The sequence below is a fragment of the Thermincola sp. GK-1 genome, from assembly GCF_059412445.1.
In genome coordinates, this window is the sequence record NZ_JBSQAT010000004.1 from 189241 (window position 1) to 200803 (window position 11563).

General features: G+C 42.5%; 17 protein-coding genes, 1 tRNA gene and 1 other RNA gene. 14 read left to right on the top strand and 5 right to left on the bottom strand.

Annotated features, from left to right (window positions below):
- Nucleotides 1-29 precede the first annotated feature (29 nt).
- The 8 genes from ACSNJE_RS05660 to ACSNJE_RS05695 all read left to right on the top strand — a co-directional run bounded on the left by ACSNJE_RS05660 (nucleotide 30) and on the right by ACSNJE_RS05695 (nucleotide 5702).
- Nucleotides 30-105, top strand: a tRNA-Val gene (locus tag ACSNJE_RS05660).
- A 707-nt stretch (nucleotides 106-812) separates the two neighbouring features.
- Entirely contained in the window at nucleotides 813-1517 is a 705-nt protein-coding gene (locus tag ACSNJE_RS05665; RefSeq protein ID WP_495252182.1) for a tRNA (adenine(22)-N(1))-methyltransferase, read from the top strand.
- On the top strand, nucleotides 1490-2602 hold the full coding sequence (locus ACSNJE_RS05670) for a Nif3-like dinuclear metal center hexameric protein (protein WP_495252183.1): 1113 nt from the start codon (nucleotides 1490-1492) through the stop codon (nucleotides 2600-2602). Before ACSNJE_RS05665 ends, ACSNJE_RS05670 begins: the two co-directional genes overlap by 28 nt.
- Before the next feature lie 52 nt (nucleotides 2603-2654).
- Nucleotides 2655-3371, top strand: a complete 717-nt coding sequence (locus ACSNJE_RS05675) for a zinc ribbon domain-containing protein (RefSeq protein ID WP_495252184.1) — start codon at nucleotides 2655-2657, stop codon at nucleotides 3369-3371.
- A gap of 104 nt (nucleotides 3372-3475) precedes the next feature.
- On the top strand, nucleotides 3476-4255 hold the full coding sequence (locus tag ACSNJE_RS05680; protein WP_013121138.1) for a reverse transcriptase-like protein: 780 nt from the start codon (nucleotides 3476-3478) through the stop codon (nucleotides 4253-4255).
- Between the two features lie 93 nt (nucleotides 4256-4348).
- Nucleotides 4349-4735, top strand: an RNA gene (gene rnpB, locus ACSNJE_RS05685) — RNase P RNA component class A.
- A gap of 248 nt (nucleotides 4736-4983) precedes the next feature.
- On the top strand, nucleotides 4984-5343 hold the full coding sequence (locus tag ACSNJE_RS05690; RefSeq protein WP_013121137.1) for a hypothetical protein: 360 nt from the start codon (nucleotides 4984-4986) through the stop codon (nucleotides 5341-5343).
- A 107-nt stretch (nucleotides 5344-5450) separates the two neighbouring features.
- Nucleotides 5451-5702, top strand: a complete 252-nt coding sequence (locus tag ACSNJE_RS05695; RefSeq protein WP_495252185.1) for a hypothetical protein — start codon at nucleotides 5451-5453, stop codon at nucleotides 5700-5702.
- Between the two features lie 162 nt (nucleotides 5703-5864).
- Here the strand turns inward: ACSNJE_RS05695 and ACSNJE_RS05700 are convergent, their stop codons facing one another.
- The gene (locus ACSNJE_RS05700; protein WP_495252215.1) at nucleotides 5865-5996 is read right to left on the bottom strand and encodes a hypothetical protein; all 132 of its coding nucleotides are present in this window, start codon (nucleotides 5994-5996) and stop codon (nucleotides 5865-5867) included.
- Nucleotides 5948-6241: a DUF6922 domain-containing protein gene (locus ACSNJE_RS05705; RefSeq protein WP_495252186.1), complete on the bottom strand. Its 294-nt coding sequence runs from the start codon at nucleotides 6239-6241 to the stop codon at nucleotides 5948-5950. Before ACSNJE_RS05705 ends, ACSNJE_RS05700 begins: the two co-directional genes overlap by 49 nt.
- Nucleotides 6242-6405: 164 nt before the next feature.
- Here ACSNJE_RS05705 and ACSNJE_RS05710 point away from each other — a divergent pair, with 164 nt between their 5' ends.
- The 3 genes from ACSNJE_RS05710 to ACSNJE_RS05720 all read left to right on the top strand — a co-directional run bounded on the left by ACSNJE_RS05710 (nucleotide 6406) and on the right by ACSNJE_RS05720 (nucleotide 7379).
- Nucleotides 6406-6678, top strand: coding sequence for a metal-sensitive transcriptional regulator (locus tag ACSNJE_RS05710; RefSeq protein ID WP_041587792.1), 273 nt, complete (start codon nucleotides 6406-6408; stop codon nucleotides 6676-6678).
- A gap of 171 nt (nucleotides 6679-6849) precedes the next feature.
- A complete protein-coding gene (locus ACSNJE_RS05715) occupies nucleotides 6850-7089 on the top strand; it encodes a spore germination protein (RefSeq protein WP_013121133.1) in 240 nt (79 codons plus the stop codon).
- A gap of 41 nt (nucleotides 7090-7130) precedes the next feature.
- Nucleotides 7131-7379 carry a spore germination protein gene (locus ACSNJE_RS05720; protein ID WP_474661482.1) on the top strand — a complete coding sequence of 83 codons (249 nt, stop codon included), beginning with the start codon at nucleotides 7131-7133 and terminating at the stop codon, nucleotides 7377-7379.
- A gap of 86 nt (nucleotides 7380-7465) precedes the next feature.
- On the opposite strand, the gene ACSNJE_RS05725 is transcribed toward ACSNJE_RS05720, so the two are convergent.
- Nucleotides 7466-7918 (bottom strand): N-acetyltransferase, encoded by a 453-nt coding sequence (locus ACSNJE_RS05725; protein WP_013121131.1) that lies wholly within the window; start codon nucleotides 7916-7918, stop codon nucleotides 7466-7468.
- Nucleotides 7919-8094: 176 nt separating this feature from the next.
- Here ACSNJE_RS05725 and ACSNJE_RS05730 point away from each other — a divergent pair, with 176 nt between their 5' ends.
- A complete protein-coding gene (locus ACSNJE_RS05730; protein ID WP_495252187.1) occupies nucleotides 8095-8367 on the top strand; it encodes an SHOCT domain-containing protein in 273 nt (90 codons plus the stop codon).
- Between the two features lie 158 nt (nucleotides 8368-8525).
- On the opposite strand, the gene ACSNJE_RS05735 is transcribed toward ACSNJE_RS05730, so the two are convergent.
- Both ACSNJE_RS05735 and ACSNJE_RS05740 read right to left on the bottom strand, forming a co-directional pair.
- Nucleotides 8526-8873, bottom strand: coding sequence for a YckD family protein (locus ACSNJE_RS05735; RefSeq protein ID WP_013121129.1), 348 nt, complete (start codon nucleotides 8871-8873; stop codon nucleotides 8526-8528).
- A gap of 454 nt (nucleotides 8874-9327) precedes the next feature.
- On the bottom strand, nucleotides 9328-9774 hold the full coding sequence (locus ACSNJE_RS05740) for a cupredoxin domain-containing protein (RefSeq protein WP_013121128.1): 447 nt from the start codon (nucleotides 9772-9774) through the stop codon (nucleotides 9328-9330).
- Between the two features lie 289 nt (nucleotides 9775-10063).
- Here ACSNJE_RS05740 and ACSNJE_RS05745 point away from each other — a divergent pair, with 289 nt between their 5' ends.
- Both ACSNJE_RS05745 and ACSNJE_RS05750 read left to right on the top strand, forming a co-directional pair.
- On the top strand, nucleotides 10064-11071 hold the full coding sequence (locus ACSNJE_RS05745) for a hypothetical protein (RefSeq protein ID WP_495252188.1): 1008 nt from the start codon (nucleotides 10064-10066) through the stop codon (nucleotides 11069-11071).
- Nucleotides 11072-11092: 21 nt separating this feature from the next.
- Nucleotides 11093-11521: a cytochrome c maturation protein CcmE gene (locus ACSNJE_RS05750; protein WP_461569056.1), complete on the top strand. Its 429-nt coding sequence runs from the start codon at nucleotides 11093-11095 to the stop codon at nucleotides 11519-11521.
- The last annotated feature ends 42 nt before the right edge of the window (nucleotides 11522-11563 follow it).

An 11563-nucleotide genomic window follows, 5' to 3' on the forward strand; every position in this document is an offset into this window, starting at 1 on the left:
ATAATAATCAAAATTTATATAGATAGTTAGGGCGATTAGCTCAGCTGGGAGAGCACCTGCCTTACAAGCAGGGGGTCGGCAGTTCGATCCTGTCATCGCCCACCAGAGGAGGATTAAAGCTGTTGGATAGATCCAACAGCTTTTGTTTTAGCCGACCCCCTGCTTGTAAGGACCCTTTGCCCACCATAAGGCCGAGGCGGAAGTCACATAAAAAAGAGCCCATAACAACCTACCGCCGGCTGCTGTATATCCCTACAGAGCCCGCAGCAATCTTTCGACTGCTACGAACCCTTACGGAACATACAACAACCTTTGTCTGACCATCATGAACCCTTACCGAGCCTGCAGCAACCTCTCGGCTGCTACAGACCCTATAGGTTGTACATCCGGAGGGGAACCTTTAGAATAATTCTAAAGGGCGGACTCCGGGGAAAACCTTCCAGAACCCATGATGATCGTGGCCCGACTGTTATGAATCCCTACTGAGCCTACAGCAACCGTTCGGGCTGCTGCAAACCCATGCGGAACCCATAACAATCTGCGCTCCGGCTATTACAGAGCCAAAAGGTAACCGGCGACCCTGTAATAACCTTTGCCCGACCATTACAGACCCTTTAAAGAGCCTGCAATGATCTTCGCTCGGCTGTTATGAACCCTTTTCATTAATTATTATCTCCGTGGAAAATATATTAATTCGCCAAAAGTTTAATTTTTATTTGGTAAATTAAGTATGGGTTGGGTTGTTTAAAGGTATTTAAACCAAAGATGTTGAAATAATAAAACAGAGTTATCTTTTAGCTTAAGGTGTGACTATGAATTTATCAAAAAGATTATTGGCGCTGGCTTCATTTATCGATATCGGCGACAGATTAGCTGATATTGGAACAGACCACGGTTATTTACCCATATTTCTTGCCAACAGGGGCAATAACTATATCGTTGCTGCTGATCTGAACAAAGGTCCCTATGAAACAGCTTTAAAAAACGTACAAAAGATGGGACTGAGTACAAAAATAGATGTGCGGTTGGGTGACGGCTTATCAGTTTTAAAACCGGGCGAAGTAAATACTGCAATTATAGCCGGCATGGGAGGGGCTACCATTGTGGATATTTTAAATGGCCAACCATTGATTGTGCAAGGACTCAAAAAGCTGGTTTTACAGCCCATGACTGATGAAGATATCCTGCGAAAGTGGCTAATGACCAATGGGTGGGTAATTGACGACGAAGAACTGGTACAGGAAGATGATAAAATATATACCGTTATTATGGCCAGGAGAGGCGCCGGGTTTCGGCTGAAGGAAGAGGAAATTTTGTATGGCCCTGTGCTCTTGGCCAGGAAACACCCGCTGCTGAAAGAGAAACTGGAAAAGGAATTGGAGCACCGTAAGCGCATCATGGCTCAGATTAAACGGCAGGGTTCTATTCAGGCCCGGGAGCAATCAGAGAAAATGTCGGCAGAGATAAAAAGGCTGGAAGAGGTGTTAGAATGTCTGTTAAATGCCAAACCGTTATAAATTACATAGAACAGTTTGCTCCTAAACACCTGGCCGAAGAATGGGATAATGTGGGTGTGCAGGTTGGGACGACCACAAGGGAGGTTTCCAAAGTATTAGTGACTCTGGATGTTACGGCTGATGTTGTCAACGAAGCTTTAAGTATGGGGGCGGAAATGATTGTTTCGCATCACCCGCTCATTTTTAAGCCTTTAAGGAATTTGCGTTTTGACACTTCCTTTGGTGCATTGATTGAAAAGATTGTTTTGAACGGATTAGTTGTTTATTCAGCCCATACCAATCTGGACAGCGCTGTGGAAGGGGTAAATGCGGTTCTGGCGGAAAAACTTGGTTTACAAAATATAGAAATCCTAAGCCCGGACAAGGAGGAAGAGCTTGTTAAACTTGTTGTTTTTATTCCCGCAGGGCATGAGGATGCCGTCAGGGAAGCCGTTACCAAAGCCGGAGCAGGGTGGATTGGCAATTACTCGGATTGTACTTTTCAGGTTGACGGGATAGGTACTTTTAAACCTTTGGCAGGGTCCGACCCATTCATTGGAGCGGTAGGACAGCTTGAAAAGGTAGAGGAAAAGCGTTTGGAGACGATTCTACCCAAGCAGAATTTAAACAGCGTTTTGAAAGCAATGTTAAAAGCCCATCCATACGAAGAAGTTGCTTATGATGTGTATCCTCTTTTCAACAGGGGCAAGGTTTTTGGCCTGGGCAGAATGGGAGTTCTAAACGAGGAGACCACTTTGGGCAGGTTTGCCGACAGGGTTAAGAAAACGCTTAATGTGCAGACTGTTAAGGTTGTAGGCGATTTGGCAAAAACAGTTAAAAAAGTGGCGGTTTGCGGTGGGAGTGGAGCCAGCCTTTTGCATAAGGCTTTTTTTGCCGGCGCCGATGTATTGGTAACGGGCGACGTGAAATACCATGAAGCCTTAGAAGCAAAAGAAATGGACCTGCATTTAATAGACGCCGGTCATAACGGGACGGAGATTGTCATATTGGACCAACTGGCGGCATTTTTAAAAGAGCGCCTGGTAAAAGACGGTGTGGAAATTTATGTATCTCAAGTTAACACAGACCCTTTTACGTTTTTATGAGGGCAGGAGCTGGACTTCTGTCCTTTATATTATTTTTTGCGGGGGGTTTACCATGAAAGAATACCTTAAGTTGTTATGGGATTTACAAAACCTGGAGAGCCAATTAAATGAATTGGGAAGACCGCTAAAGTCCGGCACAGCAAAACTGAAGCAGTTAAAAACCGAATTGGAAGAATTTAAACAGATATATGAACAAAAAAAGAATAAATTTGAACAAATAAAAAAGAAAAATCGGGCTAGGGAACACGAGGTAGAGTCTTTGAAGGAAAAACTGGCAGCAACCAACTTTCTGCTATACAGCGATAAAGTGTCCTCCCCAAAAGAACTGAAACAGGCTCAGCATAAAGTTGAACAAATAGAAAAACAAATAGCAGCTTTAGAGGATGAAATTATAGACAATCTGGAAAAAATGGAAGGCATTGAGAATGAATTGAGCAGCGTTAAACAGGAGATTGAAGCGGGAATTAAGGAATTTAAAATCTTGTGCACTGCTTTTCAGCGGGAAAAGGATAGCCGGGAGGCGGAAGTTAGCCGGATAAGCGATGATATCGAAAAACTAAAGGAAAGTATTGGGCCCGAAATATTGCGGTGGTTTACCGAGATGCGGGAAAAGTTTCCTGATAAAAAACTTGTGGCTTTAATTCAACATGATACTTGTACCGGGTGCAACATGGTCTTGTCCATCGAAACAGTTAAAAGACTTAAAAACCAAGAGAATTCTGAGGATATCTTTTGTGAGAATTGCGGACGGATTTTATTTACTCTTTAGGTTTTAAAATTATCAAAAGCATGGCCACCCCTTGGCAATTTATTTCCACGGTACATATAATAAGGTGAAAAATTCATTTATTTAGCCAAGAGGTGGTAAGTAACATGGCGGATTTAACTATATACCTCTGCGGAACTGTCAGTAGAAAAACAAATACTGCCGGTATTGGGATGGTAGCGTGTACGGATAAAACCACTACTTTAATGGAAAAAGGCGAATATGTGGGCCAGACTTCCCTTAATGAAGCAGGTTACCTGGCGCTGAATAAAGCGCTGGAAAGAGCGGTAAATTGGAATTTCGGTTCCGTTGATATATACACCGATAACGAGCTCATGTTTAAACAGTTAAAGGGTGTTTTTGATGTAAGGGATAAAAAGCTCAAAATGCTACATGAACGGGCCTGCAGCCTTTTGGAAGAAAATCCTCTGGTCAACCTTTATTTAATAGATCGGGAAACTAATAAACAGGCCTACGAATTGGCTAAAGCAGCCGCTAACCTTGAAGAAAACATTCACACTGTTTCCGTTGAACCTGACCGGGAAAGCCCCCTTACCTGGAAAGTAATTGCCTTTACTCCCAAACTGATGTTGGTAGAGTTTAATTATCCTAAAGGCTTAATTTTACCTCTTCATAAGCACCTTCATGAACAAACCAGTTACCTGGTAAAAGGCAAGCTTAAATATGCTATTGCCGGTCGGGATATCATATTGACCAAAGGAACGGGACTGGCCATCACAGGTCAGGTTGAACACCAAGTTGAAGCGCTGGCTGATTCTCGGGAGATAGTGTCTTATTATCCCATGCGCTTCGATTTGTTGCCTAAAAAAGAAGATAATAACAATGCCAATTCTGGAGCCCAGGTCCAAACCACGTTATTTGGGTAAATAATTAGAGAAATTTGGCATTTGACATGACGATAAAAAAATGTTAGTATAAAACTCCTGAAACACAGCAGGAGAACAAATCATAAAATAAACTGAGTAAATCAGATGATCGCGGGTATAAATTTATGTTTATACCTGAGGAAAGTCCGAGCTCCACAGGGCAGGGTGCTGGGTAATACCCAGTGGGGGCGACCCCAAGGAAAGTGCCACAGAAACAAACCGCCTCCTACTGGAGGTTGGAGGTTAGAAGTTGAACCTCTAACCTCTAGTATGGGGTAAGGGTGGAACGGTGAGGTAAGAGCTCACCAGCGGTTAGGCGACTAACCGGCTAGGTAAACCCCACCTGGAGCAAGACCAAATAGGGGAACAATGGAGCGGCCCGTTCCGTTCCCGGGTAAGGTCGCTAGAGGCGGCAGGTAACTGTCGTCCCAGATAGATGATCATCCACGACAGAACTCGGCTTATCGATTTACTCGGTTTTGTTTATGGGAAACTGGATATGTATATTTATACATTCGGTTTCCCACCATTGTTTTTATTAAGATAGTATGACTAAAGAGTATGGGGAGTTAAGGCTCAAAATATATTGTGCTGCATCGGAAAAAGGGCATCCAGGTTGCGGATACTGTTGCAGGTTCTGTAACAAGGGAGTATTTTCCAAGGGCGTTTATTAGAAGGCTTGAACTTTGGGTTGACGATACAATAAAGGTTTTACAGAGGAAAGAAGAATGAACAGAAACGAACTTAGTAAACGGGTACGCCACGCTTGTGCAGGGTTGCTTTCTGAAAAGGGCTATATTGCTCCGGTGGATTTGTTTATGAGAATCGGAATGCTTACGATTGAGGATTACGAGCGATGGAGAAGGCAACAGGTACCCTATTTGGAAAAGGTACTTCGGGGAAACCTGGGCAGGTGTGCGTTTGTTATGAAAGAGTTGAGGAGTTTTGGTGTGCAGAACGCGCTAAAACCGTCCCAGACGGCGTACGTGGCATGGGGGAAAGGGCCAAAGAAAAGGTTAGTCTTTAGCAAGTTTCGGAATGCGAACGTGGAGAAGTGGTATAGTACGCATTTTGTGAAGCGAGGTTAGGTGAAGATGAATTGATTTGGCGTAATACACCGGCGTTAGAAGGTCGGTGTATTTTTTTTGTTTCAATCGACAAAACACGATGTTTTTCGCGGCAGGATTTGGTTAATATGGTAATGAAACTACTAATAAATAGAATGGCATTTAATATTAATGCCTTTGCCTCCAGAGGCGCCTATTATGTGAAACCCCTCACCTTTTCCGGGGCCGAGGCCATGGCGCTCTTCGTCGCTGCCCGGGTACTGCTGGAGCAGAAGGGATTTCCCTACCGGGAAGATTTGGAGGCTGCCCTGCAGAAGATAGTTGCCGTTATCCGGGAAAAGGGAGCAACAGGATTATGTTCCTACATACGGCAGCATTGAAAGTATATTGCCGGATCATTGGCTTTTCACCTGCTTTCAAGTTTATTAAAATCTATAAAAAATTTCTTAAATACTAAAAAACACCTGCCCACGGCAGGTGTTAATTCTCTACACTATTTTTTCTCATATTCCTCCACAAATCTGGCAATCTGTCTAACGAATTCAGTAAATCATCCCAATGATTCTGCATTTATATTCTTCAACACTATACCCCCAAAATCTCATCCCTGACCAGTTTTCCGGTTTCATCCACGAAAGTTTATGCCTGGCTGGTGAGATGACTTCGTCAAACAAAAAATTTCCTCCTCCCTTAGGTGGAAGAAATTCTTCCAAAAATTTGCCGTTTTCCTGGAAATCGACCGGCTGGATTTAATAACTTCAATAATTTTTTCCTGGGGATAATGCTTAAATACCCACCTAATCGCCTGGTCATTGCCATGTTCCAGGAGCCGTTCAATCGTAAAATACCAATAAGTTTTTTCTTCAAGTTCAGCCGGGTTATGTTCCCAGAAAAATTTATGCAGCTCTTTCGGCAACATGGTGATACCTCAAAGTAAAAGCATTTTCCTTAAAAATATTATACCACATCCGGAAAAAATTAACAAATAAAATTGAAAAATATAAGCATTTGACAAGCTTAAACCCCAGGTTGTACAATAAAAAAAAATCCCCCCGGTGGGTTGTAAAGGAGCGTCAGGTATCTTTGGATAGGCCGGAAAAATTTAAGAAAAACCTACTCAACGGCTTAAAAACTGTGGAGGGTCAAATTCGTGGTATAGCCAAAATGGTCGAAGAAGACCGTTATTGTGTTGACCTGCTTATACAATTGGCGGCAGTAAAGGCCAGAATTAATAAAATTGGCTTGTCAATAATTGAATCCCATACCAGGGGCTGTGTTTCGGCAGCCATCAGAAAAGGTGAGGGCGACGAGCGTATAGAGGAGCTCGTGGATGTCATTTCCAAATTTATAAAATAGGCTGTATTCTTAAAACTAAAATTCTCATTTAGTATTATCTCTTTAAATCGTGGAGCCGTAAGGCTCTTTCTTTTTTGCCCTTTGAACGAAAGATAACTGAAAAGAACATCCTGTCAAAATAGTTAGTTATAGCATACAATAAGATATGGCCGGAGAAAGGAGTGGATAGTCTTGCCCGGTTTTGGGGTTGTTATTAATATCGGGGCTTTTAAAATAAACAGCATGACCGGCACGGCTTCAGTCAATATCGGTGATAATTTGATCACCACGCCACAAAGCGTAACGAAAAACCTGGTGGCGGGTCCTTTCAGCGCCGGCGACGGTACTTTGAATAATGCCCCCAGCACGCCTGTTTTCAGTGACCCGGATGTAATTGACAGTTCCACTGTAAGGCCGGTAAGCGTTTCTTAATTTCTTCCGATACAACGGGACCAGGAAATATTTATAAAGAGGTGAGAATTTTGCCTGGAGTTGGGGTAATTATCAACCTTGGCGGTTACAAAGTCAACAGCAGTGCTGGAACAGCTATGATAAACATTGGTGATACCCTGTTAACGACCCCGCAGAGCGAAACCAAAAACAAGGTAGCCGGAGCATTTAGTGCGGGAGACATAAGCCTGAATAACTCACCAAATGCACCGATATTTTTTGACCCTGATTTGGTTGACAATGCTTTTGTTCGTCCCGTCAGTCTCTCTTAAATCACATAAGTCCTTTTTTTTAGCGCGAAGGTAAATGGAAAAGCGGTGGAATAAAGTTCCATCGTTTTTGTATGACTAACTGAATTTCATAAATCTATGACCAAGGCATTTTCGTCGCAGTTGGGAAACTTGGGACAATCAATACACTCTTTCCATACTTTGTGGGGCAAAACGTCCTTGGAAATAAGCCGAAAACCACATTTTTCAAAAAAACCCCGTTGGTAAGTGAGGGTAAAAACTTTAGGGATGCCAAGGTTACGTGCTTCCTCCAAAAAAATGTTGACCAGGGTCCTGCCTATGCCTTTTTCTCTGTATTCCGGCGCTACCGCCAGTGCCCGGACTTCAGCCAGGTCTTCCCAGATGATGTGCAGGGAGCCGGCGCCGACAATTTTCCCATCTTTCTCAGCTACTGAAAATTCCCGGATACTTTCGTACAATTTTGACCTGGGGCGGGCGAGCATTAACCCTTCACCGGCATAATGGGCCAGTAGGGCATGGATGTCTTCCACATCGGTTATCTTTGCTTTTCTATAGATCAATGAGCCTTCTCCTTCCTCAATAACAATTATAAAATTATTATACTACTGCTATGGGACCTTGGAAATAGGGGAGTGTTTTTAATAAATTTCACATATTGTTCATAATTTTGCCTCGTTTTGGTCAAAAATAAGAGTTAAATTAAAAGAAACAAAACTGTTAAGGAGATGACGAGACTATGATGGGACGCTGGTTCTACGGTCCGTTTGTCGGAGGGGATTGGTGGATGATGGGAATAGGTATGATTTTACAGATAGTATTTTGGGTAATAATACTTTATGTCGCTGCCAGGTTCTTGCGGGGAGCAGGATTGGGAGCATGTCATGGGCCGCGGGAGCACGGATACCCCGGACATACTGACAGCGCCGAAGAGATTCTCCGCCAGCGTTACGCAAAGGGTGAAATTACAAGAGAACAATACCGGCAGATGATTGAGGACCTGAAGAAATAATCAAGGGCTAAGGTGGTATATTTTCCAAGAAAGTATACCACCTGTTTTCTTTCATTTTTTTCGATAAAAAAAGAGAGCCTTTGCGGCTCTCTTCACAGAGATAAAGTATTATTTTTTTGTGGGGGATAATTTATTTTGTAAGTACAACCCAACTAAAGTTAAATGGTATTGGCGTTATAGCCACCCATCATGTTATAGCCGCCCATCATATTATAGCCGCCCATCATGCCCGGGCCGCCGCATCCGAAACCGGGTCCTAATAAGTCGTTCTCTTTCTGGTATTTGGTAGCTTGGTCAATATTCTTTTTAATTTGTTCGCCCTGTTCCTTAGTCAATTTACCGGCTTCAACATACTTTTCGACGACTTGCTTACGCAAAGAAGCAATTTGTTCAAGCAGGTTGTTGATTTCTTTCTTCTGGCTGTCGGAAATGGCTGCGAAAGCCGGAATGGCGAAAGCAACCATTAATGTTGCCGCTATGATACCCGTTAATAATTTCTTCTTCATAAGAAAGACCTCCTCAATAAGTTTGATTTTTAGTAATTTGTTGGCGAAAACCTTTTTGGTGCTTATTGCATCACCTCCATATCGGTTATTTAGTTGGAATACCTGATATTATAAAAACCAGATAATTTTGTAACATAATGTTTGACATTACCAGAATAGACCTGAACTATCAGGAATACAGATAGTACTACGCGTGATAGTAGACAATATTGTAAAAAATCACCTGCAAAAAAAGCAGGCTTCATGTTAACTTAAAACTTTACTACAACAAGTAGTAACTATGCTAATTATAGAACCGGGTTATTAAAAAGACAAATATCAAAATCGGCTGAATTTACAAAAGAAAGGGCATTTATCATCATTTTCGGAGTTTATCAATGATTTGCTTTTATTATCATTTGCCCAACAGTTATGCATGTGGAAGTATCCCAGCCCCATTATTTTGGTGGAATTGTTAAATAACCGTGATTGTTCCCCTGGACATCTTCATCTGACAGGTAAATTCAAAGGTGCCTGTCTTGTCAGGCGTAAAGGTAAAGGAGTCAGAACCAACATCAAGGGCTACGTTAATGTTGAAATCAGGAATCATGATACCCCTTACACAACCGGCATCGGCTGTGGCATTAGTATTAATCTTTACTGGAATGCCTTTTTTCACGGTAATATTATTAGGGCTGTAACCGGCAGGGCTGAGATCCATAGAAATTTCCTGGACACCGTCCGTTACTTTGGCCGCCACGGCCGGCCCCGTACCGGCGCCACTACCGGACCTGGCTGCCGATGCGACAATCCAGACGGCAAGTCCGACAATTCCAATAGCCATAATAACCAGGGGAATCAATTTTTGCTTATTATTTCGCCTGGAACGGGCTTTTTTTGTGGTACCCTTTTTTTTACCCATTTATAACCCTCCTAAAAAAAGATAATACTACAAAACGTAGTACTAATGTAAATTATATTATATTGAAGTTTGTTAAACAAGCCCCAAAATCCAAGAAAATTTTTTCATTTAATATTTTTTAAATAAAGTATTGCTAAACCTACAGGAATAGTGTACAATGAATTCGACATAGTACTACTAAAAGTAGTAATTTATTTTGCCGGAATATACTACGATTAGTAGTAGAGGGATCGGCTGTAAGTATTGGCCAAACTAACATCCTTTTAATCAAAATTTTGGGGGGAGAAAAATGCAAAGGATCTTTAAAACATTAATTAGGCCGGTAGTAACAAGCGTCCTGGTATTAGTAACGGTATTGAGTTTCATACCTGCCGCCGTATGGGCAGGGGACGAACAAATGGAATTCAAGAACTTAAAGGTAAGTGTTTGGCCTGAATATGATGACCCAAGGGTGCTGGTAATTTTGGAAGGTACTATGGTCAATGCCTCCGATTCACCCTTTAAAGGGGAAGTTAAATGGAACATCCCTAAAGGAAAAGACCTGGAAATAGGTATGGCCTGCGAAATTGTCAATGGGGGCCATAGCTGCCAGCCTTATGAGCAAAAAGATAAGGGTGACTGGATTGAACTGACTTGGAAAACTACCAGGTCAATTGCCCCTGGGGAAGAATACCCGGTATTCCTGGAGTACTATTACAACCCGATAGAAGGTTTTGTTGACAAAAAATTCACTTTCTCTTACCAGCCCAGTTACAAAATTGATAGCCTGACCGTATCGGTACAGCAGCCGCTGAAAGCCGAAAACTTTAAGATAGACCCGGCGCCGAGCAGTACAAATACCGACAGTGGCGGATTTGTGAACCACAATTATGTTTACAGCAACCAAACTCCTAACAACAAGATTACTCTTAATGTATCATATAAAAAAGCAGACCCCAAACCGTCAGTTGAAAAGCAGGTTAATAATAACAACAACGGCGGGGAACAACAGGCGTCGGGAGTACAGTTTACCTCAAGCTTTAAAGATGCCAAGATATGGGTGCCGGCAGGGTTTATGGTACTGATACTGGGTGGCTTCATTTCCTATGCCGTAATGCAGAACAAAGATAAGCAGCGTGCCGACAGGATTGACCGGTTGGCCAAAAAGGCAGTTAAAACCAACCGGACCAAAGGAGCGAAAAATCCGTTGCTTGTTGAAGAGAAGAAAAAACTAAGGCAGCAGCTTCTTGACGGCGCCATTTCCGAGGAAACTTACCTCCAGTTGCTGGCTGACCTCGAAGAAGAATATGAAGAGTAATTATAGCGGGGAGATGGGTGTATGAAAAACAAGAAAGCCTTAGTGGTGGTCGGTATAGCTGTAATTGCTGTTGGACTCCTGATATCTGCCGGGATGCAGAGTGCAATGGGTGAAAACATGACTGTAGCACAAGCCCTGGCGGCAAATTCCCGCGGGGAAAATCCCGGTTTTATACAGATTGAATCTAAAGTAGATAATGATACGATAAAATACGATTCCACCGTGCCTATTTTAAAATTTGAACTTACTGATGGAAAGAATAGACTTCCTGTTGTATACCGAGATGTTATGCCCGATAACTTTGAGTCAGGATACCCTGTAATCGTCGAGGGTAGGTTTGATGAAAAAGGGGTTTTACAGGCAGATAAGCTGTTAGTCAAATGTCCTTCCAAATACGAAGAAGAGAAAGTTGCCCCTGGTGCGGCCCCTGGCGAGAAAATCAAAAAATAGATCTGTTCGGCATTTATCACCAAATACGAATTAGGAAGGGGA

What these genes read in the sequence shown, in the direction of transcription:
- ACSNJE_RS05735 (WP_013121129.1), bottom strand. Translation starts at nt 8,873, where the DNA reads ATGAAGAAGAAATTATTAACGGGTATCATAGCGGCAACATTAATGGTT.
- ACSNJE_RS05730 (WP_495252187.1), top strand. Translation starts at nt 8,095, where the DNA reads ATGATGGGACGCTGGTTCTACGGTCCGTTTGTCGGAGGGGATTGGTGG.
- ACSNJE_RS05745 (WP_495252188.1), top strand. Translation starts at nt 10,064, where the DNA reads ATGCAAAGGATCTTTAAAACATTAATTAGGCCGGTAGTAACAAGCGTC.
- ACSNJE_RS05670 (WP_495252183.1), top strand. Translation starts at nt 1,490, where the DNA reads ATGTCTGTTAAATGCCAAACCGTTATAAATTACATAGAACAGTTTGCT.
- ACSNJE_RS05665 (WP_495252182.1), top strand. Translation starts at nt 813, where the DNA reads ATGAATTTATCAAAAAGATTATTGGCGCTGGCTTCATTTATCGATATC.
- ACSNJE_RS05680 (WP_013121138.1), top strand. Translation starts at nt 3,476, where the DNA reads ATGGCGGATTTAACTATATACCTCTGCGGAACTGTCAGTAGAAAAACA.
- ACSNJE_RS05690 (WP_013121137.1), top strand. Translation starts at nt 4,984, where the DNA reads ATGAACAGAAACGAACTTAGTAAACGGGTACGCCACGCTTGTGCAGGG.
- ACSNJE_RS05750 (WP_461569056.1), top strand. Translation starts at nt 11,093, where the DNA reads ATGAAAAACAAGAAAGCCTTAGTGGTGGTCGGTATAGCTGTAATTGCT.
- ACSNJE_RS05705 (WP_495252186.1), bottom strand. Translation starts at nt 6,241, where the DNA reads ATGTTGCCGAAAGAGCTGCATAAATTTTTCTGGGAACATAACCCGGCT.
- ACSNJE_RS05695 (WP_495252185.1), top strand. Translation starts at nt 5,451, where the DNA reads ATGGTAATGAAACTACTAATAAATAGAATGGCATTTAATATTAATGCC.
- ACSNJE_RS05675 (WP_495252184.1), top strand. Translation starts at nt 2,655, where the DNA reads ATGAAAGAATACCTTAAGTTGTTATGGGATTTACAAAACCTGGAGAGC.
- ACSNJE_RS05740 (WP_013121128.1), bottom strand. Translation starts at nt 9,774, where the DNA reads ATGGGTAAAAAAAAGGGTACCACAAAAAAAGCCCGTTCCAGGCGAAAT.